The organism is Desulfobacterales bacterium, assembly GCA_034520365.1.
In the GTDB taxonomy this organism is placed as follows: Bacteria; Desulfobacterota; Desulfobacteria; order Desulfobacterales; family Desulfosalsimonadaceae; genus M55B175.
In genome coordinates, this window is the sequence record JAXHNP010000006.1 from 887548 (window position 1) to 912649 (window position 25102).

At 49.2% G+C, this 25102-nt stretch carries 18 protein-coding genes and 1 pseudogene; 15 read left to right on the forward strand and 4 right to left on the reverse strand.

Translation table 11 applies throughout. The features are described 5' to 3' along the window. Positions 1–12: 12 nt before the first annotated feature. Complete coding sequence (locus U5L07_12010; GenBank protein MDZ7832468.1) at positions 13–1314, reverse strand: extracellular solute-binding protein; 1302 nt, start codon at positions 1312–1314, stop codon at positions 13–15. A 502-nt stretch (positions 1315–1816) separates the two neighbouring features. Then, complete coding sequence (locus tag U5L07_12015) at positions 1817–4132, reverse strand: PAS domain S-box protein (protein MDZ7832469.1); 2316 nt, start codon at positions 4130–4132, stop codon at positions 1817–1819. Between the two features lie 718 nt (positions 4133–4850). Here U5L07_12015 and U5L07_12020 point away from each other — a divergent pair. From U5L07_12020 to U5L07_12075, 12 genes and pseudogenes are all read left to right on the forward strand, one after another. Continuing rightward, positions 4851–5543, forward strand: a complete 693-nt coding sequence (locus tag U5L07_12020; protein MDZ7832470.1) for a class I SAM-dependent methyltransferase — start codon at positions 4851–4853, stop codon at positions 5541–5543. 19 nt (positions 5544–5562) lie between these two features. Beyond that, positions 5563–6546, forward strand: a complete 984-nt coding sequence (locus tag U5L07_12025; GenBank protein MDZ7832471.1) for an HNH endonuclease — start codon at positions 5563–5565, stop codon at positions 6544–6546. Between the two features lie 34 nt (positions 6547–6580). After that, positions 6581–8923, forward strand: coding sequence for a DEAD/DEAH box helicase family protein (locus U5L07_12030; GenBank protein ID MDZ7832472.1), 2343 nt, complete (start codon positions 6581–6583; stop codon positions 8921–8923). Between the two features lie 29 nt (positions 8924–8952). Continuing rightward, positions 8953–10401, forward strand: a complete 1449-nt coding sequence (locus U5L07_12035) for a class I SAM-dependent DNA methyltransferase (protein ID MDZ7832473.1) — start codon at positions 8953–8955, stop codon at positions 10399–10401. Beyond that, complete coding sequence (locus U5L07_12040; GenBank protein MDZ7832474.1) at positions 10401–12125, forward strand: restriction endonuclease subunit S; 1725 nt, start codon at positions 10401–10403, stop codon at positions 12123–12125. Before U5L07_12035 ends, U5L07_12040 begins: the two co-directional genes overlap by 1 nt. A 166-nt stretch (positions 12126–12291) precedes the next feature. After that, positions 12292–14427, forward strand: a complete 2136-nt coding sequence (locus tag U5L07_12045; protein ID MDZ7832475.1) for a DUF262 domain-containing protein — start codon at positions 12292–12294, stop codon at positions 14425–14427. A 168-nt stretch (positions 14428–14595) separates the two neighbouring features. Further along, entirely contained in the window at positions 14596–15267 is a 672-nt protein-coding gene (locus tag U5L07_12050; GenBank protein MDZ7832476.1) for a DUF2293 domain-containing protein, read from the forward strand. 395 nt (positions 15268–15662) lie between these two features. Further along, positions 15663–17006, forward strand: a complete 1344-nt coding sequence (locus U5L07_12055; protein ID MDZ7832477.1) for an ATP/GTP-binding protein — start codon at positions 15663–15665, stop codon at positions 17004–17006. 230 nt (positions 17007–17236) lie between these two features. Beyond that, positions 17237–17695, forward strand: coding sequence for a YaiI/YqxD family protein (locus tag U5L07_12060; GenBank protein MDZ7832478.1), 459 nt, complete (start codon positions 17237–17239; stop codon positions 17693–17695). A 58-nt stretch (positions 17696–17753) separates the two neighbouring features. Continuing rightward, a complete protein-coding gene (locus tag U5L07_12065; GenBank protein ID MDZ7832479.1) occupies positions 17754–18923 on the forward strand; it encodes an ATP-binding protein in 1170 nt (389 codons plus the stop codon). Between the two features lie 27 nt (positions 18924–18950). Further along, complete coding sequence (locus U5L07_12070) at positions 18951–19646, forward strand: DUF2293 domain-containing protein (GenBank protein MDZ7832480.1); 696 nt, start codon at positions 18951–18953, stop codon at positions 19644–19646. 145 nt (positions 19647–19791) lie between these two features. Further along, a pseudogene (locus U5L07_12075) lies at positions 19792–20337 on the forward strand (YaiI/YqxD family protein). Between the two features lie 133 nt (positions 20338–20470). On the opposite strand, the gene U5L07_12080 reads toward U5L07_12075, so the two are convergent. Continuing rightward, positions 20471–20812, reverse strand: coding sequence for a nucleotidyltransferase domain-containing protein (locus U5L07_12080; GenBank protein MDZ7832481.1), 342 nt, complete (start codon positions 20810–20812; stop codon positions 20471–20473). Between the two features lie 581 nt (positions 20813–21393). On the opposite strand from U5L07_12080, the gene U5L07_12085 reads away from it, so the two are divergent. Beyond that, positions 21394–21978 carry a TetR/AcrR family transcriptional regulator gene (locus tag U5L07_12085; GenBank protein MDZ7832482.1) on the forward strand — a complete coding sequence of 195 codons (585 nt, stop codon included), beginning with the start codon at positions 21394–21396 and terminating at the stop codon, positions 21976–21978. A gap of 237 nt (positions 21979–22215) precedes the next feature. On the opposite strand, the gene U5L07_12090 is transcribed toward U5L07_12085, so the two are convergent. After that, positions 22216–23037, reverse strand: a complete 822-nt coding sequence (locus U5L07_12090) for a PDZ domain-containing protein (protein ID MDZ7832483.1) — start codon at positions 23035–23037, stop codon at positions 22216–22218. 398 nt (positions 23038–23435) lie between these two features. Between U5L07_12090 and U5L07_12095 the strand changes: the two genes are divergently transcribed. Together U5L07_12095 and U5L07_12100 are read left to right on the forward strand one after the other, a co-directional pair. Then, positions 23436–24281, forward strand: coding sequence for an alpha/beta fold hydrolase (locus U5L07_12095; protein MDZ7832484.1), 846 nt, complete (start codon positions 23436–23438; stop codon positions 24279–24281). 416 nt (positions 24282–24697) lie between these two features. Then, complete coding sequence (locus tag U5L07_12100) at positions 24698–25102, forward strand: SEC-C metal-binding domain-containing protein (GenBank protein ID MDZ7832485.1); 405 nt, start codon at positions 24698–24700, stop codon at positions 25100–25102.

Here is a 25102-nt window from a genome sequence, read left to right on the forward strand (position 1 = left end):
CCCTTTAACGTCTTAATGGCCCATTCTATCCGCATGCTCGGTCCAGTAAGTATCCGCTTCCGCTGTCAGCTCCTGGATGACCGCCTCCATTTCATCCGGATTTAAAATAAACCGGGCAAAAAGCTCCACCGCTTTATCCACGATGGGCGTTGGCGCGGCCTCCCAGTATCGATTGAAAATCCGGTAGTCTGCCCCCCGAATGGTGGTGAGCAGTTGCTGCTTGACCGGATGAAGATGGCTTGTATCCGCGCGATTGTTGGCTGAATAGGATTGGAATGTTTCAGAAAAAGGGGTGTTTCCCTCCGGCCCCATCCACCAGTCGGCGATTTTTTCCGCCGCTGCGCGTTGCCCGGCGTTTTTAGCTGTAAAAATCGGTCCGGATTCCATCACAATATTCTTGCCGGCCTCCGGGTTGTGGGAGGGGAGAATGAAGACCCCGATATTTTCCGGATCAACGCCCTGCTCCAGCAGGACCGTGGAATAGTACCAGGTGCCGCAAAGCACCATCCCGAATTTCTCATTGTTCCATAAATGGCCGGCATTGGAAAACATATGGGCGGAGGGGTCGGTAAAATATCCCTGCTTGATCATGTCCTGCCAGAGCAGCATGGCTTTTAGGGCCGGCGCATCCGAATACCCGGCCTGCCCGCGGCACAATTTTTTGTAAAAATCCGGGTTCTCGCCGATTACCAGCGCTTGAAACCATACAAAGGCATACCATTCAAACTGCAGGGAGGAGAGGATGGGCGGGATGCCGTTGGCTTTTAATACCTGGCAGGCGCGGATAAAGTCCTCCCAGGTTTCTGGCTGCCTGATATTTAATCGATCAAAAAGCGGCTTGTTATACCAGACCGGCCAGTATTCAATGCTGTAGGGAAACCCGTATACCCGGCCGTTTAGCGTATGGGCCTCGCGGATGGCCCGTGGATAATCGTCCGCGTGTTTGTCCCAGAGATGGGTCAGGTCCGCCACCAGGTCCTGTTCCACCAGTTTTTTGACCCGATAAGTGGTCCACCAGGTGAAAAGCGCCGGCGCGTTCCGGGTGGGAAGTGAGGCATGCATCTGCTGGATGTAGAGATCCGTGCTGGGGTAGGCCATTGGCGTAAAGCCCAGGTTAATGGCCTGTTTTGCCTCTTCCCCCTGGAGTTCAAAGTTCCGCTGAAAGCCGGGCAGATTGCCCTTGTCATGGGCCAGTATAATTTTCGGCTCAGAATCCGCCGCTTGCGGCCCTGAACCAAACATAATCAGGCCGGCCAGACCGGCCATGGCAAGCAGCAGCACACAGACAGCTGCGGTTTTGGTTTTTGTCTGCATATCTGCATCCAGATTCTGTAAATAGCCATCTGCAAATGATACGTAAAAAGAGGAAGCCGGAGCAGATAGATTTTTACGTTTTTAAAAACCGTCATATTGGTAGATTCACTCTGCCATTGTTACACGCTGATGTCCATAAGTTTTCCGGCGTCTCCGGAGTGAGTTAAAAGCGCCATAAAGCGCTTTTTAAAATCGGTCTTGCGCCGTATGAATAAAGTCTTATAATAAAACTAGGCCAGATTCTCCAATTCATTTCCTGCTGTTTGCGTATCTTTCTAAAACAAAGGCTTGGAAGCAAGCTTTAAGCTGCCCTCACGTCTATTCATCCCGGCCGCCCATAACATGGCGGGAATCGCTGGAAATACATCGAAGAAATTATAGCCGATATGCAGAATCGGCTTGGCAAGCTGGAGGATAAATTTTCAAAAATTCTGGAGCCGGTGAAACTGCCGGCAAAGCCGTCAAAACGGACACCCGCCGCCAGGCAGTAGTGGGCCCACGTTTAACTTTTTTCTGTTTCCACCCGGTTCCGGCCCTCATCCTTGGCCCGGTATAATGCTTTATCCGCCAGGCGCAGCAGTTCATCCTTATCGCGAATATTTGGATGGTAGGCGGCCGCGCCGATGCTGACCGTATAAAATATTTCCCGGTCTTGGTATGCGGCGGGGGTTTTTTCAATGCTCCATCGCAGCCGTTCAGCCAGGGTCAGGGCGTCGTCGAGGCCGGTATTCGGCAAAATCAGGCTGAATTCCTCGCCCCCTATCCGGGCAGCAACATCCGGGTGCCGGAGACTGTTTCTCAAAATTTCCGCCATGTGCTGTAAAACCATATCCCCAGCTGCATGGCCGAAAGTGTCATTGATATGCTTGAAATAATCGATATCAAGCGTCAAAAGTGAAAACACGTGGCCATATCGCCTGGCGCGCTCAATCTCTCTGGCAAGGGCATCCATAAAATACCGGCGGTTCCATAGACCGGTGAGGTCGTCGGTGGTGGCGAGCTTGTTGGCCCGTTCGACGGCGCGTTTGAGCTCTTGATTGGCCTTTTCCTCCCGCAGAAACAGTTTTTGGCGGGCAAAGGTGGCGGCAAAGTTGTCCGCGGCAAGGCTTAGCAGTCCATGGTCCGTGTCCGTGAAAACGCGTTCCTCAGCCGTATCAAAAAATGCGAGAAACCCGATCAGCTGCCCGTCCACCAGCATGGGCTGCATAATCAGGGCCTTCACCTGTTTTTTTAAAAGCCGCTCCCAGGCGGAATTCATTGTCTCGGGAAGCTCCGCCCGGCTCGCTAAGGCGATTCTTTCCCCGCGGGCAAACCGTTCCACAAGCCCGGGAAAGGTATCAAATGCCAGATGCCGGAAGGGTATCGTCTGCGAGGGATCGCCCTTATCGCACCATTCATGGGTTTTAGTCCACATGCTGTTTTCAAAATCGCTGCTGAATATATAGCCCTGCTGGGCGGACAGATAATTGCCCAAGATGGCCAGGCACTGCTGAATGCCTTCGTCCATTGAATCAATCCGCATGTTGGCGATGGCCGTGGCCAGCTCAGCCGCCGCCTCATGAAACCGGCTGGTTTCCCGGAGCTGTTTTTCCCGCTCCTTGCGTTCGGAGATATCAAGGCCGATCCCCTGGAATTTGACGGCCTGCCCGGACTCATCAAAGATCGCCCGGTTCCGCCATTCAAGCCAGCGGGGCATGTCGTGCCGGGTGGTTTTGAACTCGCTGACCGCCACCGGCTGCCGGGGGGTTAATGCCATGTATTTTTCTTTTGCGGATTTGCGTTTTTCTGGCGGGAGAAAATCCAGAAACTGACGGCCGATCAGCTTTCTGGCGGACATGCCGAAGTATTCGCAATAGGCTTTGTTAACAAAGGTAAGTGTGCCGTCCGGCAGAAACTCACAGATCAGGGCGGGCAGATCATTTGACAGTACCCGGAATTTCTTCTCGCTCTCCCGAAGCTCAATCTCTGCCCGCTTGCGGCTGGTAATATCCGTATCGCTGCCGCGATAGCCGGCCAGGGTGCCGTCATCATTTAAAACCGGCAAGCCGGTGGTGGAAATCCATATCAGTTCGCCGGTTTTGGACAGGAATTTGTGTTCCAGGTCCTTAAATGATCTTTTTTCCTCAAAGATTTTAAATACCGATGTTTTAAACGCCTCGCGTCCGGTCTCGGGATGCAGGTCGTAGAAATGCCGTTGCCCCATGATTTCTTCCGGCGGATAGCCATATAAGGTTTCCGCCACATGGCTGACATAGGTAAAAAGCCCGTTTGAATCCACTTCCCAGATTACCGTCCGGTTTTGTTCAGCCATCTGGGCAAAGCGCGCCCGGCTCTCCCGCAGGGCCAGTTCCAGCTCTTTGCGCTCGGTAATATCCCAGAAAGCGCTTAAGATTTCAATTGGTTGGTCTGCATCGGATACAACCTTCTGCTGATCATAAAGCCAGTGGTATTTGCCGTTTTTATCCCTGAACCGGTATTCATATTCCCGCCGATCATCCCGGGGTTTGGCCCGGCGCATGCGCTCAATGAGATCGTCAATATCATCCGGGTGCACGCAGCTTTGCCATTGCTTGAAAGCGCCCGCAAGCTCGGCCGGGTCAAATCCAAGAACGCCTTCGATATTATCGCTTACGTAGGTTATTTCCCATTGATCATCGCCGATCCGGTGGGCGCATATAACTGCAGGCGACTGATAGATAAGGGTGTCGAGATATTCCTCGATTTCCCGGAATTGTTCATCAATCGGGGCGTCAGTGTTTGCCCGCGCCCCGTTCCGGGCTGTTGGACCATTTTTTTTATGATTGGTTTTTTTGTTCATCACGCGTGTTTTCGTAGCTGTTTGACAGGGTCGCAATTTGCCTGTGAAGTCCACTGTAGGCCTTTTGTACTATAAATATCTAATATATCATAAACATCAAAAACTTTATTTGCAAAACAGCCGAAAAAGCATTCTGTAATCGCAACAGCGGTCCGGCCGGATGCTTCCATTCTTCTCCTTCTCCCTCTTGGAGAAGCCCGGAATGTTGCCATTGGGCCCCTTCTCCCTCTAAGGCAAGCCCGGGTGCTTCCACTGCTCAGAAGCCCGGGATGTTGCAATTGAACCCCTTCTCCCGCTTGGAGAAGCCCGGAATGTTGCCATTGGGCCCCTTCTCCCTCTGGGAGAAGGTCGGGATGAGGGTAAAAATGGCTTAAATCATCCCCTAGAAAATATCAGTAATACAATGTGGCATTTTTACATTTTTATTCAACACCTTGCCCGGCATTTATCACGGTAAATTCGTTCTATCTTTTTTTAGGCAGGCACGGTGGCCTACGGCGACATGCGTCGTAGAGTCGGCCACCGTGCCGACTATCTGTCCGTTAGCAGGACCGTGGTTATGGGCTTTACGGTTAGAACAAATTAGTCGTGCGACATTTATCTTTTTTTATAACATATCACTTTACAAAAACCGGCGGTTCTGAGAAGGTAAATTTTTACGGATAGACACTGGGAAATCTTCTCCCTTTACCCCTCTTCCATTGATAGGAGAGAACGAATGAGGGGTGGCGACAACAACTTTCCCTTTACCCCTCTCCCGCCAAAGCGGGAGAGGGATTGGGTGAGGGGGGACATCAGCCAAAAACCAAAACCTGCGCTCACACAAAACCCCATGCCCGACTTCTATCAGACAAACTACAAAACCTATGACCAGCGCACCTTCACCATCGATCCCTCACCATTCCTGAATCCAGTCCTCGAAGCCATTCCTTCCGGCGCCTCCATCCTGGATATCGGCTGCGCCTCCGGCCGCGACCTCGTATGGTTTAAAAACAAGGGCTTCACCGTCACCGGATTTGAAAAATCCCCCGGCCTTGCCGCCCTGGCCCGCAAAAATGCCCGGTGCGACGTTATAGAAGGCGATTTTGAAACCTATGATTTCTCCATTCTATCATTTGACGCGGTCCTTTCCTCCGGCGCCTTTGTGCATGTGCCGCACGCCCGGCTGCCCGAGGTAATCAAAAGCATCAGCTTGGCGCTGGTTCAAAAGGGCTATTTCTACATATCGCTCAAAAAAGGCGAGGGCACCAAAACCGATGATACCGGCAGAACCTTCTACCTGTGGCAGGATGCGGACTTAAGACAAATCTTTGACCGCACAGGCTTTGCGGTGCTAAACTATCAAACCAGTGAATCGGTCATGAATTCAAGGGATGTGTGGCTGGGGTATGTACTGCGGTTGAATAGATAGTGTAATTGACGGAATGGATATGAAACATTCTGCACTTGATAAATTCAGCTTGAAACTAATCCGCCTGCGGACCGATAAAAACCGCAAGAAATGGTCTTTCCAAACCTGCCATCAGGCGCCGCACAAGCCGTTTCTCCTGCTTGCAATTATGGATCACTTTGCTCAGGGTTTGATTACAGAAAATTTTATTGAGCCCGTTTTTGAGCTTGTGGATACATTTAATCATTACTGGCAGTCCATCATGCCGGTCGGCACCAAAGGCAATATGGCCTATCCCTTTCCCAGGCTTCAGAATGACGGAATTCTTCAACTGATTCCCAACCCTGAATTTAACGGCAGAATCAATATTGAATCCATCTCCTCCATGAAAAAGCTCCGTCAACTCTGCATTGGGGCAAGGCTGGATGATGAGCTGTTCTTTCTCTTGAGTCAGCCACCCTCGAGAGAACAGCTAAGGGCGGCAATCATCAATCATTATTTCTCAGAAGCAATTCGGCCGGCAGTTTTAGAATGCGGCGAAGTAAATATTAAATCCTATGAATACAGCCAGGAACTTTTAAAGGTTTCTGAAGAGCAAAGTTCATTCAAAACCGAGGATGAAATTACCCGGAACATAAAAATCCGGGATCAAGGATTTAGAAAGGCCATTGTCAGGCTGTATGAACATCGGTGCGCTCTATGCGGCATCCGGATGCTCACCCCCGAAGGCCACACCGTGGTCGAGGCGGCCCACATTAAACCATGGAGCGAATCCCATGATGACCGCCCGACAAACGGCATGTCCCTATGCCGCCTCTGCCATTGGTCGTTTGATGAGGGCCTGATGAGTGTGGGCAGCGATTACGAGGTGCTGGTTTCAAAGCGGGTGGCCACTGAAAATAATTATCCCGGCCACATATTTACATTATCTGACAGGGTCATTTTTAAACCGGAAGGCCAAGCATTCTGGCCGGGTCAGAAGAATTTGGCATATCACCGGAATAATATTTTTATGGCCCAATGACTATGACTTTTGACTATAAACCAATGGATCCGGCATGAATAAAAAGTCTTTGAGCGAAAGGGTTATCTGCAGCAAATACATTACGCCGGCGCTGCAGGAAGCAGGCTGGGATTTGCATACCCAGATCCGCGAGGAAGTGACCTTTACCAACGGCCGGGTGATTGTAAAAGGGCAGGTGGCGGCCAGAGGCAAAGCCAAACGGGCGGATTACATTCTTTATTATAAACCAAATATCCCGGTGGCTGTCATTGAGGCAAAGGATAACAATCACGCCGTCGGTTCAGGCATGCAGCAGGCCCTGGATTATGCCGACATATTGGATGTGCCTTTTGTATTCAGCTCAAACGGAGACGGCTTTTTATTTCATGACCGGAGCAGCACCGGCGACCAAACAGAAACCGAGCTGACACTTTCGGGATTTCCTTCGCCTGGTGTCTTGTGGCAGCGGTATTGTGCATATAAAGATATCGAACATACCGACCTCTCAATTGTTAAGCAGGACTATTATACGGATGTTACCCGAAAAACCCCGCGCTATTATCAACGTATCGCCATTAACCGAACCATCGAAGCCATTGCCAGGGGGCAGAACCGGATTCTTTTGGTCATGGCCACCGGCACCGGTAAAACCTTCACCGCCTTTCAGATTATCTGGCGGTTGTGGAAGGCCCGGGCCAAAAAGCGGATTTTATTTCTGGCGGATCGCAATATCCTGGTGGATCAAACCATGGTCAATGATTTTAAACCATTCGGCTCGGCCATGACCAAGATCAAAAACCGGCAGGTGGACAAGTCTTATGAGATTTACCTGGCGCTTTATCAAGCGGTTAGCGGCACCGAGGACTTCCAGAATATTTATAAGGATTTTTCCCGCGATTTTTTTGATTTGGTGATTATCGACGAATGCCACCGCGGCAGCGCGGCAGAAGATTCCGCATGGCGGGAAATCCTTGAATATTTTTCTTCCGCCACCCAGATCGGCATGACCGCAACACCCAAAGAAACCAAGTATGTCTCAAACATCCATTATTTCGGCGAACCCGTTTATGTCTATTCCCTGAAGCAAGGCATTAATGATGGATTCCTGGCGCCCTACAAAGTCATTCGGATCGATCTGGATAGAGACCTGACCGGCTGGCGGCCGGAAAGCGGCAAATGCGACAAATACGGCCAGGAGATTGAAGACCGGATTTATAACCAGAAGGATTATGATAAGCAGCTTGTCTTGGAAAAGCGCACCCTGCTCGTGGCGAAAAAGGTTTCCGAATTTTTGAAAGCTATAGACCGCTGGGCCAAGACCATCGTATTCTGTGAAGACATTGACCATGCCGAGCGGATGCGCCAGGCCCTTGTAAATGAAAACCCGGACCTGGCAGGTGCCAACAATAAATACATTATGCGAATCACCGGTGACAGTCAGGAAGGAAAGCTTGAGCTGGACAATTTTATCATGCCGGACAGCGACTATCCGGTGATCGCCACCACTTCCCGCCTGCTGTCCACCGGCGTGGACGTGCAGACCTGCAAGCTGATCGCCCTTGACCGGGTGATTAATTCCATGACCGAGTTCAAGCAGATCATCGGCCGGGGCACCCGCATACACGAAGATTACGGCAAGTACTTTTTTTCAATCATGGATTTTAAAAAAGCCACCGAGCTTTTTGCCGACCCCCAGTTTGACGGCGAGCCGGTGCAAATTTATGAGCCCGGCCCGGAAGAGCCGCCGGTGCCGCCCGATCCGCCGCCGGGCGAGGGCGGGCAAGACGGCGATGATGAAGGCGTCATTATTGACCCGCCTGAGCCAACCCCCGGCCGGATGAAATATTTTGTCCATGATGTTGAAGTCAATATCGTTGCCGAGCGCATTCAGTATTACGGAAAAGACGGCAAGCTGGTAACCGAATCCATCAAGGATTACACCAAAAAGACGGTTAAAAAAGATTATGCCTCAATGGCCGAGTTTCTGAAACGCTGGTCTGCTGCTGAGCGAAAAAAGGCGGTGATTGAAGAGCTTGAGGAAGAAGGCGTTTTGTTTACGCCTTTGACAGAGGCCGTGGGTAAAGACTATGATCCGTTTGATTTGATCTGCCATGTTGTCTATGACCAGCCGCCCCTGACCCGGCGGGAACGCGCCGAGAATGTGCGCAAAAATAATTATTTCACCAAGTACGGCGAGAAGGCGGGCAAAGTCCTTGAGGCATTAATTCAAAAATACGCGGATGAAGGCATAGAAAACATTGAAGACATGAACGTCCTGCGGTTGAAACCCATAAATGAGCTTGGCACGCCGGTTGAGATCATCCAAAGCTTCGGCGGCCGCGATAAATACATAAATGCAGTCCGGGAGCTGGAAGAGGAAATCTACAGCGCCGCATAATGTCACTTTACCTGAAAGAGCGCAAACATATGAACATCAGCACCACCATTAAAGCCATACAAGATATCATGCGAAAAGACGTGGGCGTTGACGGCGACGCACAGCGGATCAGCCAGATGGTCTGGATGATTTTTTTAAAAATATTTGATGACCGGGAACAGGAGCTGGAAGTCCTGGATGACAATTACCAAAGCCCCATCCCAGCCCACCTCCGCTGGCGGAACTGGGCCCATGATCCGGAAGGCATGACCGGCGAAGAATTGGAGGAGTTTGTCAACAACCAGCTCTTTCCCGGGTTAAAGGAAATCGCCGTATCATCGGAGACGGACCGGAAGGCCCTCCTGATCCGGGATATTTTTCAAGGGGCCTACAATTACATGAAATCCGGCACCCTGATGCGGCAGGTGATCAACAAATTAAATGAGATCGACTTCAACCGCTCAGAGGACCGGCACCTGTTCGGCGATATTTACGAGCAGATTTTAAAAGATCTCCAAAGCGCGGGCAATGCCGGCGAATACTATACACCGCGGGCGGTCACCCAGTTTATGGTGGATATGACTGACCCCAAACTCGGTAAAACCGTATTGGACCCGGCCTGCGGCACCGGCGGGTTTCTCACCTGCGCCATCGAACATATGCGGAAACACGATGTCAGCACCGTGGATGATGAAATCCGGCTGCAGAATTCCATTTACGGGGTTGAAAAAAAACCCCTGCCGCACCTGTTGTGCACCACCAACATGCTGCTTCACGGCATTGATGTGCCGGTGCAGATCCGGCATGATAACACCCTGGCCCGGCCGCTAAAGGATTATTCAAAAAAGGAGCGGGTCGATGTGGTGGTCACCAATCCGCCCTTCGGCGGCATGGAGGAAGACGGGATTGAAGCCAACTTCCCCAAAAAATTCCAGACCCGGGAAACAGCGGATCTTTTCCTGGTGTTGCTCATGCATCTTTTAAAAGAGGGCGGCCGGGCCGGCATCGTCCTGCCGGACGGCACCCTTTTCGGTGAAGGCGTGAAAACCCGGATCAAGGAAAAGCTCCTCTCCGAATGCAACCTCCACACCATTGTCCGGCTGCCAAACGGCGTGTTCAACCCCTATACCGGCATCAAGACCAACCTGCTGTTTTTTACCAAGGGCCAAAAGACAACCGATATCTGGTATTTCGAGCACCCCTATCCGCCGGGTGTTAAATCCTACAACAAGACCAAACCGATCCGGATTGAGGAGTTCGACCTTGAAAAACAGTGGTGGGAAAACCGGGAGGAAACTCCATACGCCTGGAAGGTCTCAGCCGAGCAGGTAAAGGCCAGCAATTACAACCTGGACATCAAAAACCCTTATACAAAAAAACAAGACAACGGCGACCCGGAAAAACTGCTGGCCGAGTATAAACAGATGCTCGCCGATATTGCCGATACCCGAAACAATCTGAAACAAGAACTCATGGCCTGCCTGGGGAGGGCGTCCTGATGCGGCCGGATCTGCTGTTTGACAACTTCAACCTGGTCACCGAAGCCTCTGACGGCATCCCCAAAATGCGGGAGATGATCCTGCAGCTGGCCGTGCAGGGCAAACTTGTACCCCAGGACCCCAATGATGAACACGCATCAGAACTGCTCAAGCGGATTTCAGCAGAAAAAGAGCGGCTGGCAAAGGAAGGCAAAATAAAGAAGAGCAAGCCGCTTCCGCCGGTTGATCCGGATGAAGTGCCGTATGAGTTGCCAGTAGGGTGGGAGTGGGTTCGTTTGGGTGAAATCCAAACATTTATTAATGGTTATGCATTTAAAAGCGCTGATTATCAGAATGAAGGGGTTGGCATTGTAAGAATTGGAGATATATCTAATGGTCAAATTTCAAAACATAATATGAAATATGTCTCCTTTGAGTTAGCGGATTCATTAGATCCAAATCTTTTTGTTCAGAAAAATGACCTATTAATTGCAATGTCAGGGGCAACAACAGGTAAGCTTGGTCTCAATAGAACTGATGAAATTTTGATCTTAAATCAACGTGTTGGAAAATTTGACACCATCTTGATTAACAAAGAATTTCTGTATTTTTATTTAAATACAAGAATTAAAGAAAACTTAAGGATCTCGGCGGGAAGCGCTATACAAAATTTGAGTACAAAACAAATAAATAATACCTTTACGCCACTTCCTCCCATTAAAGAACAAGAGCGAATTGTTGAAAAAGTCGACCAACTCATGACCCTATGCGACCAAATGGAGGCAGAAAAAGAGAAAACACTAAAACACCGGGTAACACTGAACGCCACCGCCATCGATCACCTTCTTGGAGCCAGATCAGCCGATGAGTTTGACAAGCACTGGCACCTGATCGCAAATAATTTTGATCTCCTCTATGATAACCCGGAAAACGTCCAAAAACTGCGACAAGCCATTCTGCAGCTTGCCGTCTCCGGCAAGCTCATCCCCCAGGACCCCAGCGACGAACCCTCATCAGAACTCTTAAAACGCATCAAAGCCGAAAAAGACCGCCTGATCAAAGAAGGCAAAATCAAAAAGCCCAAATCCCTGACGCCTGTTGAGCCGAATGAGGTGCCTTATGAATTGCCGGAGGGCTGGGCGTGGACAAGATTGGGCACAGTCGGCCTTATCAATCCAAGAAATAGCTCTGATGATAAATCCCCTGTATCCTTTGTCCCTATGACATTAATTCCTTCAAAATATGGGGAAACCATTATAACTGAAAAAAGAACGTGGGGCGAAATTAAATCTGGTTACACGCACTTTGCGGAAAATGACGTGGTACTTGCCAAAATAACGCCATGCTTTCAGAACGGTAAATCAGCAGTCATGAAAGGCCTTGAAAACGGGATAGGTGCCGGAACAACTGAGCTGCACGTATTCCGCCGAATTGGTAACACAATTGTCCCAGAATATGTCTTGCTATACTTGAAATCACCTAAATTTATTGAAGAGGGTATTCCTAAGATGACAGGCTCAGCAGGACAAAAACGAGTCCCTAAGGATTATTTCTCACAAAACCCTTTTCCTTTACCACCGATAGAAGAGCAGAAAAGAATTATTCTGAAAGCCAATCATCTAATGAACCTATGCGACCAAATGGAGGCTTATTTAGAAAATTCCTCCTCTCAAGCCGATACCTTATTCAATGCCATTGCCGAGCAAGTAACCGCTTCATCAACGAATAGCGCATATGTCAATTGATCCAAAATAATACGCACCATTATTAACATAACCGGGTCGAACAAAAACCATCTGAATTTATTTGAAAAGGTCGCACAAGTGCAATTTGCTAATGATGTTGAGCTCTATGTCAAAATGACCTTTTTCGATATTGATAAGTTATTAAATTAACGAAGGATTTTTAAGCATGCAAATTTATCAAATATTGGACAAAATAGATGACAATCAGCTTTTCGTGCCAGCTTTTCAACGGGAATACGTTTGGCGAAAAGACGATGCCAAGAAATTGATGTCATCGCTCATTAAGGAGTATCCTACAGGAACCATGCTGACATGGGAAACAACGAATCCGCCGGAGCTTAAGGGAAATGTTAAGTATGATGAGCGGATGGGATCAGTTAAGCTGATACTTGACGGGCAACAGCGCATCACTACCCTTTATATGCTGATTCGTGGGAAAATTCCGCCTTATTACACCAAGGAAGAAATTAAAAATGATCCCAGGAAACTCTATGTAAATTTGGAAACGCTTGAGCTGGAGTATTATAAAATTAAAAAGATGCAGAACAATCCGTTATGGGCAGAATTAACCGAAATATTTTTAGGAAATATAAAATATCGACATATTATTAAAGCGCTAAAGAGCAAAGGGGATACGATTACAGATGAAAGAGACGATCTTATATATGACAATTTCTCAGCCATAGAGAAAATATGCGATCGCGATTTTGTTGAACAGGTAATACCGGTGCACGCCAATATACGGGAGGCGATTAATATATTTTACATCGTGAATGCCAGCGGGGTTAACCTGAGTGATGCAGAATTAGCCCTCGCACAAATCTCCGGTTATTGGCCAAAGGCAAGAGAGAGATTTAAATCTAAACTGTTTTCCATGGAAAAAGAGGGTTTTGTATTTTCATTGGATTTTATTGTCTATGTTTTATTGGGGGTTCTTCACCACGGAGGATCTGAAATGACCAAACTGCATTCTCCGGAAAACAAAGAGCGGTTAATTAATGCTTGGGATCAACTAGAATCCCAGACCCTTGATTATTTGATTAACATATTGCGACAGCATTTTTTTATCGATCATACAAAGGAGATAAATTCCGTTTATGCCTTGGTGCCGATTATTGTCTATACTTTCAATAAAGGCAAAAATCATCTTACAGGTGAAGAAATCCAAAAAATCAAAAAGTGGTTCTATTATTCTCAAATTCGGCAGCGATATGTAAGCCAGCTACCCCAGAAATTGGACAAGGATGTCGGTATTGTCGTTAAATCAGAGCAACCGTTTGATGATCTCCTGAATATTATTAAGCTTGAACGTTCTCTTGAAATAACCTCGGATGAATTTGTCGGTCGTGATATCAGACATCCGTTATATGCTCTAATGCGGTGGTATTTTAAAAGTCAAAATGCGGTTTGTTTTTCAACAGGCATTGGAATCCGTCGGAATATGGGTGAAAAATATATGCTGGAATGGGATCATATCTTTCCTTATTCGGTGTTGAAGGATAATGGCTATAATCCGAAAAATCGTATTCATTATTCGCTTATGCAGGAAATTACCAATCGGGCCATACTTACGCAAGTTGCAAATCGCACAAAATCCAATTTAATGCCGGAGGACTATCTGGCATGGGTTGAAAACAGGTTTCCGGATGCACTTCGCCGTCAATGCATACCAATGGACAAAAATCTGTGGAAAATTGATAGATTTAGAGACTTTTTAGAGGCAAGGCGGCGCATGCTGGCAGATGAGTTGAATGCTTTTCTTCAAGCAATTACCGAAACCCAAGAAACCGAAATGGAGATGTCCGTTGAAGAACTCATATCAGAGGGCGAAAGTAATGAACTTGAATTTAAATCGTCTTTGCGTTGGGACTATAGGCAAGGCAAAGTCAACTCAGAGCTTGAGCAGGTAGTTTTAAAAACCCTTGCGGCATTCAGCAATTCAGACGGTGGCACGCTTTTAATAGGCGTGAAAGATGATGGGGAGTTATTGGGGCTACAACCGGATTTTAATTCATTAAATGGAAACAAAGATAAATTTGAATTGCATCTGAGAAACCTTATAAACAAAACATTTGGAAAGGTATTTGCCACAAATAATATAAATATTGGTTTTTATGTACTCGATGATGAAGAAATCTGTAAAATTGAAATAAAAAAAGGTGAAAAGCCGCAATTCATAGAAGAAACTGACAGGCATGGCAAAAAAATCAAAAAATTTTATGCCCGAAGCGGCAATTCTTCGCAAGAGTTTGCTATAGATGAAGCAACCGAATTTATTAAATCAAGATTTAATAATAGTTGATATCCAATCATTGCAACTTTTAATTTCTCAAAGACCGCCGTTAAATTTTACGGGAAGTAAAATAGTTTATGAAAATCTCAAATTATACTTGAGATTTTCATAAACTATTTTGGTTCAATTGCTATCCGCATACAAACCATGAGAAAGTCTTTAGGATTAGGAAGCAAAATGGCAAAAACAGAAGATCTGAAGGTTTTTATTTCAAACCGCGAATCAACGTGCGATGAATGCGGGGAGGAGCTGGGTCGAAAGGCATGGATTACTCTGGATAAGGATAAGGGCGCGCTTTGCCTTTCCTGTGCGGATATGGATCATTTGGTGTTCCTGCCTTCCGGGGATGCGGCATTGACGCGCCGTGCCAAGAAGCATTCAAAGTTGTCGGCAGTGGTTCTCAAGTGGAGCAGGGCCAGGAAGCGCTATGAACGCCAGGGGCTTATTGTTGAAGAGCCGGCGCTGGATCGGGCGGAAACCGAGTGTCTGGCCGATGAAGAATTGCGGGAAAGCCGCCGACAGCGTGAGGCGGAGCGGCGGGAAAATCTTGATCGCGAATATGTCAAAAAGTTTGCCGGGCGGATAGGGGAGTTGTATCCCAAGTGTCCGAAAAAGACGGCTATGGCGGTGGCCGAGCATGCCTGTCGCAAGCATAGCGGCCGGGTGGGCCGTTCGGCTGCGGCAAAAGAATTTGACGAAGAAGCCGTGCGGCTGGCGGTGAGGGCGCACGTGCGCCACGAAGAAACGCCGTATGATGAGCTGCTCTTGAAGGGGTTTGATCGACTTTCCGCCCGCATGGAGGTCGAGGATCAGGTGCGGGATGTGCTTGATCGGTGGAAGGGGCGGTGAAACATGCTGATCAGAAGGAATGAGGAAAATATTTTTTAAATCCTCCCAATCCCTCCTTTTCCAAAGGAGGGGTGTACAATCCTCCCAGACCCTTCTTTTCAAAGGAGGGGTAAGAAATGGCCGTTTTTCCAGGATGGGGTGCTGAATTTATCGGTTTTCAGGAAAAGACCGGCGGTCCAAATTTTTATCCCCTGAAAATATTGATCTGCAAATGCTTTCGGTCTTGGCAAGAGGTGCTGAAACAAAGGTCAAACCCGTTTCGAGATCTTTTCACCAACCTTCCAAATGTTTCCCAATGGCCTCTTTTTTGAGAGAAAAAATCTCTTGAAAAGATTATTTTACGTGTTAAATATAAAATAAAAACGTAATTGAGCGATTTTTTCTCGGAGGGTATCATGTTAATATCATTTACCTTAGAAAACTGGCTGTCATTTAAAGAGCGCTCCACGTTCTCCATGGTGGCAAGCCGTGAAAAGCAGCACGCAACCCGGGTGCCCCGGATCAATGAATATAAAATGAGTCTGCTGCCTGTCGCAGCCATCTACGGCGGTAATGCGTCCGGCAAAACCAATCTGCTCAAGGCCTTAAGCTTTGCCAAAAACTTGATTGTCCGGGGGACCCAGCCGGAGTCGCATATTCCGGTGGAACCTTTCCGTCTGGATCCGGCCTGCCTGAAAGCCCCGACCCGGCTTTCTTTTGAATTGTTCACCGAGAACCGCTGCTATGAATTCGGATTCAAGGTGACCAGTGAAAAGGTGGTTGAAGAATGGCTGGTTGAAATCCGCAAGACCACGGAAAAAGAATTATACCACCGGCAAGGGGATCAAATCCGGTTTGCCCCGGAGCTAAAGAAAAAGCAGTTCCTGCAATTTGCCTTTCAGGGCACCCGGGATAATCAATTGTTTTTAACCAATGCCGTCCATCAGAAGGTTGAGACCTTCAAGCCGATCTATAAGTGGTTTCGGGACAAGCTGGTATTGATCGCACCGGACAGCCGCTTTGGGCCACTCGAAATCGTCCTTCAAAAAGATCATCCTTTGAGCCAGCAGATGAGCAAAACATTGAGCCAGTTGGATACGGGCATTGCCCGTTTGGGTGACGAGTACATTGAACTGGAAAACCTGCCCATGCCGGAAAAGCTTCAGCAGCAGTTAATGGGCGATTTGTCTGAAGGAGAACGGGTGGACTTCAGAATCGAGCCGGATCAGGACCGTTTTCTGATTACCAAAAAGGATGGGCGGATAAAAGCCCGCAAACTGGTCAGTTACCACAGCAACACCCAGGGCGAAGAAATCCGGTTTGAAATTACCCATGAATCCGATGGCACCCGGCGCGCCATTGACCTGCTGCCCGCATTTCTGGATTTAATCGGCGGAACGGACAGGGTCTATGCCATTGATGAGCTGGATCGCAGCCTGCACACGCTTCTCTCTCAATCCCTGTTGAATGGGTGTCTGGATTCAGTAGATCCGGATTCCCGCGCACAGCTGCTGTTTACAACGCATGACGTGCTGCTGATGGATCAAAAAATTTTCCGCCGGGATGAAATGTGGGTGACTGAGCGCGATCCCATGGGATGTGCAAGCCTTATTGCTTTTAGCGATTACAAGGATATCCGTTCGGATAAGGACATCCGGAAGAGTTATCTCCAGGGGCGGATTGGCGGTATTCCCCGTATATTGTTGTCCGATCTGTCAAATCAGCGTTTCACGGACAAAGCCCAAGGAGATGCTAGCTGATGACGAAAAAACGCCGTCCATTTAGACGACGTAAACCCGTACTGGATTAAATGGCAACCTGGCGGTTCACAAGCTTTACCCTAAAATACCGGATGCGATTCGCCGGGCAAAAGAAAAGGACCAGCCGCCATGTAAGAAATGGCCGAAACAAAAAGGCTCCACGGTTTATCTGCTGGTGGAAAAGCTTTTTGTGGACACGGCCTGCCTGCCAAAGGAATGAGGGATACGATTTGTTAAACATTTTTGTAGATGCTGATGCCTGTCCGGTGAAATCCGAAGTATACCGGGTTGCGGACCGGTACCGCCTGGAGGTCACGCTGGTGGCCAATTCCCGGATGCGCGTGCCAAAAGAAGGAAGGGTGGCTTTGAAGATTGTGGCTGAGGGCCCTGATGCGGCAGATGACTGGATCGCGGATCAGGCGGAGGCGGGTGATATTGTGGTCACTGCCGATATTCTGCTGGCCGGCCGCTGCATCAAAAAGGGCGCACGCGTCATTGCCCCCACAGGCAAGCCGTTTACGGAAGACAACATAGGTTCGGCTGTCGCAGGCCGGGACCTGATGGCCGAGATTCGGAGCACCGGGGAGATGACACCCGGCCCGCCGCCTTTGCAGAAGCGCGATCGATCCCGTTTTCTGCAGCAGCTTGAGAATGTGATACAGGCCATTCGGAGAGAGCCTGGCAAGTAAGTTTATGAAAATTTTAAATTCAACTTGAGATTTTCATAGACTATGATATGGTCAAGTCATGATAAAGCGAGATATTAGCCAGGAATTAATCGAATCCGCTAAAGAATACCCGGTTGTCACTGTTTTCGGGCCCCGCCAGTCAGGAAAAACCACCCTGGTCCAAATGGTATTCCCCGACAAGCCGTATTTCTCACTTGAAAATCCGGATATCCGCCTGGCTGCGGAAGAAGATCCCAGGGGATTTTTAAATGATGTGCCGGCGGGAGCGGTTCTCGACGAAGTCCAGCGTTTGCCGGTATTGCTTTCTTATATTCAGGGCATTGTTGATCAGAAGAAGCACAATGGCATGTTTATTCTGACAGGCAGTCATCAGCCGGATGTCCATCAGGCTGTCAGCCAGACACTGGCAGGACGGACGGCTTTATTGACCCTGCTGCCTTTTTCTTTGTCGGAACTTCGCAATTACAAATCTCAATGGGATGCTTATGAGATTATTGTAAAGGGTTCTTATCCGAGACTCCATGAGGAGGGTCTGACGCCCGGGAGATTCTATAACGGATATATTCAGACCTATGTTGAGCGCGATGTCAGAACACTTATTAATGTAAAAGATCTTGAACTGTTCCAACGGTTTTTGGTGCTGCTCGCCGGCCGGGTCGGTCAGGTGCTGAATTATACATCGCTTGGCAATGATATCGGGGTATCGGGAACAACCGTTAAAAACTGGATCAGCGTTTTAAAAGCGTCGTTTGTGGTGTTTGAACTCCAGCCCTTTTATGAAAACATTAACAAGCGGGTCATAAAGTCTCCCAAACTTTATTTTACAGATACCGGCCTGGTGGCCCATCTCCTGGGTATTGAAACCCCGGACCAGGCCAAGCGGGACCCCCTGCGGGGCGGACTTTACGAAAACCTCATTATCCTTGAAGCGCTGAAAGCCTTATACAATGCCGGAAAAAGACCGCAGATGTATTTTTACCGGGATACGAACGGAAATGAAGTGGATCTGATCATAAAGCATCAGCGCCATCTGGTTCCGATTGAAATTAAATCAGCCGAGACTTTCGCAAGAGATTTTTTAAAGGGGATTGAGCAGTTTTGCAGTGCTGCCAAGGGACCGTGCAAACCGGGTTATGTTTTGTATAACGGTTCGGAATCCTTTAATATCAGGGGTATTTCAGTGCAGAATCCTTTAATTCATGGCTTTTATAAGGCGGAATGGCTTTGAAATGGTTTTTGAGGATGGGGTTATAAGATGGCTAAAACAGATGATCTGAAGGTTTTTATTTCAAACCGCGAATCAGTGTGCGACGAATGCGGCGAGGAACTGGGACGAAAGGCATGGATTACGCTGGAAAAGGATAAGGGCGCGCTTTGCCTTTCCTGTGCGGATATGGATCATTTGGTGTTCCTGCCTTCCGGGGATGCGGCATTGACGCGCCGTGCCAAGAAGCATTCAAAGTTGTCGGCAGTGGTTCTCAAGTGGAGCAGGGCCAGGAAGCGCTATGAACGCCAGGGGCTTATTGTTGAAGAGCCGGCGCTGGATCGGGCGGAAACCGAGTGTCTGGCGGATGAAGACTTGCGGGAAAGCCGCCGACAGCGTGAGGCGGAGCGGCGGGAAAATCTTGATCGCGAATATGTCAAAAAGTTTGCCGGGCGGATAGGGGAGTTGTATCCCAAGTGTCCGAAAAAGACGGCTATGGCGGTGGCCGAGCATGCCTGCCGCAAGCATAGCGGCCGGGTGGGCCGTTCGGCTGCGGCAAAAGAATTTGATGAAGAGGCTGTCCGGCTGGCGGTTAGGGCGCACGTGCGCCACGAAGAAACGCCGTATGATGAGCTGCTCTTGAAGGGGTTTGATCGACATTCCGCCCGCATGGAAGTCGAGGATCAGGTGCGGGATGTGCTTGATCGGTGGAAGGGGGCGGGGAAACATGCTGATCAGAAGGAATGAGGAAAATATTTTTTAAATCCTCCCAATCCCTCCTTTTTCAAAGGAGGGGTGTACAATCCTTTCAGATTTTCAAAGGAGGGGTGTGCAATCCTATCAGCAATCCGAAGTTTGAGTATTGGCTGCTGCTTCATTTTGAACGATGAAGATGGCGGCGGTGTTAAAAGCTCCCGGGCATGTTCGGAAAAGCTTTTTGTGGACACGGCCTGCCTGCCAAAGGAATGAGGAATCCGATTTGCTAAACATATTTGTAGACGCTGATGCCTGTCCGGTGAAATCCGAAGTATACCGGGTTGCGGACCGCTACCGGCTGGAGGTCACGCTGGTGGCCAATTCCCGGATGCGCGTGCCAAAAGAAGGAAGGGTGGCTTTGAAGGTTGTGGCTGAGGGCCCTGATGCGGCAGATGACTGGATCGCGGATCAGGCGGAGGCGGGTGATATTGTGGTCACCGCCGATATTCTGCTGGCCGGCCGCTGTATCAAAAAGGGCGCACGCGTCATTGCCCCCACAGGCAAGCCGTTTACGTAAGACAACATTGGTTCGGCTGTCGCGGGCCGGGACCTGATGGCCGAGATTCGGAGCACCGGGGAGATGACACCCGGCCCGGCGCCTTTGCAGAAGCGCGATCGATCCCGTTTTCTGCAGCAGCTTGAGAATGTAATACAGGCCATTCGGAGAGAGCATACGGGATAGAACAGATTATGTGTTTTCTGACGGAAATACAGCGCCCAAAGCTCTATGCGGGAAATGTTTTGTATGGCACCGGTCATATCGCGAATCCAGGCGGCGCGTTCGGCGACGACATCGCTGCGGATATGGGTCGGTGTCATTTTCCGCCCTCTTCCAGGATCATGCGGGTTCTGGATTTCTTGAACGGAAGCAGATCGCCGGCCCTTCTCAGCACAAACAGCTCGTATCTGGCCTGCTGGTCAGGATCACATGTAAACAGCAGTTCCCCGCGTATGATATCCACGGCGACAAACGGGTCAGCCTCGGGAAGAAACACCAGGTCAACCCGGGACACTTCAAATAAATCTTCGAGTTCAATTGCCAGATCCACTTTTTTTTCAGGTTGCCATTCGTTGATTGAGGCAGGAAGTACGCCGATGTCCACATCTGAATCCGGTTGGCGGCGGGTGACGGGCCGGATAATATACTTATATTGCATTAAATATCAACATGGAGAACCGGGGAAATCCGGTATCACCGTCTGACAGCGAGAAATCTTATAATTATATGATATTTTCAGATTCCTCGTCGCTGTCGCTTCTCGGAATGATAGCGGCGGAAGGCTAAAGTTGGGGTGAGGAAAGGCCATTTTTCCAGGAAAGGATGCTGAATTGATTGGTTTCCAGGAAAAGGCCGCCGGTCCAGGTTTTTATCGCCTGAAAAATTCCCGGATATGCCCACCGCTTTTGGGTGCGGGCGGAATTTTTTGCATTGACAAGCGCGAGATTCTCATAATATTAGAATGAACGTTCGTTCTAATGGAAAGCGGTCCCGGAAATCCGGCGCTGGTTCACAGGCGGCATGCCTGCCTGTATCCGGTGGGATTATACGCTGATACAATAATTTATTTTCTGCGGCATAATTGCACTGTTTTATTTTCCGGGAGTGACTGGGGCGAGCGTTGCCTTCGCCTCCATGCTTGGGTTTTTTGCCTTTCTTGAGGCGGCCTTCGGGTTTTGTGTGGCATGCAAGCTCTACCCGTTTATGCCGGCATTTGTGAAATAGGGGGCTATAATCAAATTGCAGAACGCCGCAGCAAACGACAGGCAGCGGCGGATTTTGGACACCGCCCTGGATTTGTTTACCCGCAAAGGCTATTTCAACACCTCGGTGCATGATATCCAGCGGGCCGCGGATATCAGCATCGGCTCGATTTATCATCATTTTGGAAACAAGGAAGGCATTGCCAGGGCCTTATACGATGATCTGGTCGGGCAGATGACCGAGGCCGTTGCCAAAATCAGGGAGCGAAATAAAGGACTGCATCAGCGGGGGCGGGTCTTTATCGCCTATTTGTTCGAGATGGCGGAAACCCGGCCGGCGGCCATGAATTACATCCTATATGCCCGGCACCGGGAGTTTATGCCCGGCGAAAAGCCGATCTGCTCGTCAAAGCCCTTTGAGTTGATACAGGATATGGTTGGCGAAGCCATGACGGCGGGCGAAATAAAATCGCAGGACCCGGTCATTGCATCTGCGGTGATTTTTGGCGGGGCGATCCGGCTTATTCATCTTCGGCTGGACGGGGTACTTGAAAAACCGCTGCCCGATTGTGAGGCCGAGGTCTGGCGGTGTGCCTGGCGTTCAGTAGCGGTGCCGGAATGAAGCAGAGGCGGCCTTAGACATACCTTATCTCCGATGCCTGAATGGTTTCGTTAAACGTGTTTTTATCAAAGAAGCAGCTCAGGGCCCAATGCCGTTAACTTAAGATTGAAAATTGGATCAGTTGTCATTTATTGAGCGCCAGCGAGAAATCTTATGATTATATGATATTTTCAGATTCCTCGTCGCTGTCGCTTCTCGGAATGACAGCGGCGGAAGGCTAAAGTTAATGACATTGACTCAGGGCTGGAAGCTCAGATCAACAGGCGCCCCGTTTCGGGTGACTTTGATGTGCACCGAGGATGCAGTGCGGAATGTTTCATAGATTTCCATGGCGTCATCTACGATGGTGATTTTTTTGTCGTTGATCGAATGGATGATGTCGCCTTGTTTTAATCCCGCCTTGTCAAACACGGATCCGGATTTCACAGCCCGGACCACCACACCGCCGGCCTCTCCGTCGGATGTGTGTTCATTTAATTCGATCTGCCGCATTAATGTCTGGACAGCTTCCCACCCCTTTTCGATCTGGTCGATATTGGGTCGGGAAAAATCCGTCGGGGGCAGGTCATGTCCCGGGGGCAGGGTATCTTCGGGTGTTTTGGAGTTGAATCCGGCCCGGGGCAGAACGTATTTTTCTTTCTCTTTCTCCACTAAAACCCCGTTTCTTTCAATGCGGATGATGCGGCCGTTGTCAATGGTATCTTCTATACAGTAAATATCCTCGATCTCTTCGGCCTTGTTCCGGATGACAGCGCAGGGGTTTTCCGCTTCTTTTTTGACAGTGCCGATAAATTCAAGATGCGCTGGCGGCGGGCCCATGGGTTTGACCGCCCCGGTTTTATGAGCCGGTTTCTCATTAGTTTCTGCTGTTTTAACAGTTTTCGGCGCGGGAGATTGTTGGGGTTTTGACCTTCCATAGCTGCCGGACTCGGCTGTCGGGGCAGGAGCGGATGCCGTTGCCGGTAAATTTTCATGGCCGCCGGACCAGGGGTAAATGATGAGTCCGATAATGAACACACCGGCAAGGGATAAAACGGTTAGGATTGTTTTACGCGACATACCTGAAGCCTGCCCTTTGAAAAATTGTTATAATTTTACCCGTATCGATATTTTTTTTAGCAGCATCCAAATAGCGCGGTCAAGTTTGATGGCTTCGTAAAACAGGGTAAATTTGTTCTGGTGTTAAATCCCATAACTATGGGGTTGTTCACATGGACGGGAGGCACGGTGGCCGACCCTGCGAAATTCCGTCATGCCTGCCCGAAAACTTTCTCCATAGGGGATTTCGAGGCTAAATTTCAGGGTTCCCCTGATTGACGGGAATTCAAATATCGGGGTATAGAATAATAAACGCTGTTTTTTTAATCAATCTTAGTTTATCAATGCAGCCTGCGGCCATGGGGGCCCTGGCGTTTAAGTTCAGGATGAACAAACCTTTCAAGCACAGGGGGGAACAGATGAAATTAAATGTTAAACGGTTCGTTTTACTGCTTCTGGCCGGGATAATTTTTTCCGGCATGCTGGCCGCCTCGGCCGCGGCTTATGACCTGGTGTTGGTCCATGGCCTGACCAACAAGCATCACTGGAGCGACAGCTTTTTAAATGAATGCCTGGAGCGCTATGGCTCCGGAAACGTCTACGCGATTTATACCAATGACTCCACCCAGCTCTGGAGCCGCTGGATCAACGGCCGAAAACTTAATTGCTCCGGTCCGAATGATTACAGCGCAGGGGATGATTCGGTGGCCCGCCAGTCCCAGTTAATGCGCACCAAAATTCAAATGCTTCAACAGTACCGCGGCCTTGATGATAAATTCAAAATTATCGCCCACAGCATGGGGGGGCTGGTGGCTCGTCAATACATTTATGACAACCCCAATACCGTGGCCGGCCTGGTTACCCTGGGTACGCCGCATCAGGGCTCCCCGCTGGCCTATGTGGGTGACTTTGTCGATTTCTTTGTGGGCGCGGATGCAGCGGTGGAAAATTTGAAACCCAGCTGGGCCAAGGGATATTTTAACCCGAACTTTCCGGCGCCCGGCCCCATGGCAGACGGTGGCAAGATTTATACGATCCGCGGCGACGGCGATGGCTGGGACTGCTGGGGATGGGGCGGCGAGCTTCAGGTCGGATGGAATTCCTTGTTCTGGGTTTACTGGACAGACAGCGATGGCGCGGTCCCCCGGGATGCTTCCCAGATTTCCGGCGCTACGCATATTGCCACGTTCTGGAGTTATGACCATTATGAGCTGGTCAGAAAGTCCAGTGTTGCCGACAAAGCGCTGGATTATCTGCCGAAATAATAAGTCTCTTACGCGGCCGGAGGCGGCATCGTTTCCCGTTTCCGGCCGTGTGATTTAAAACTCGTTGGGCATTCTTCTGCTTAACTCGTTTATTGCCTTTCTCCTTTCCCGAAACCTTCTTCCTCCTTAACGGTAACAGGAGGGAGAGGGGGCTCGGGCCTCACAAAAAGACCAATATCTTTATTGCTGCCCCCTCGGAATTTCATGTATGATTCAATATTCTGTATTTTTCTGGATTGGCGCACCGCGATCTTGAATTTTTTAGGGCGGGCCTCCGTGCCTGCCGGAAAAATAGATAGAATAAATTTACCGTGCTCCGCCGCTGTCACTGATTGACACGAGATACGCCTCATGCCAATAATAACAGGAAAAACGGCCAGCTGAAAATATATTTATTATATCCAGGAGAGGAATCGATGGGCAAGATTGGACCGAATGATCCGTGTCCTTGCGGCAGCGGGGAAAAATATAAAAAGTGCTGCCTGGCCGGGGAGGCGGCCGTGGCGGCCAATCTGGATCAGACCGGCTTTGGCCGGCATAAGCTGAGAAAAACCGAGGGCGAGCTGACCTCCCTGCTATATGACGAAGCCGGTGAAATGGAGAGCATCCGGTTTACCTGGCGGAAAAAGGGCAACGAGATGCATCCGGAATGGGATAATACGATCATGGGCACTATTGCCATTGACAGGGGCCGCCTGACAGTGGAGGTCAACTCTGAGAAGCGCTCCCAGGCCATACAAAGAGAAATTAAAAATCGTTTAAAAGATAAGGCGGTTTATAAAAATGCGGTCATGAGCTCTGCGAAACTAAAACCGACCTAA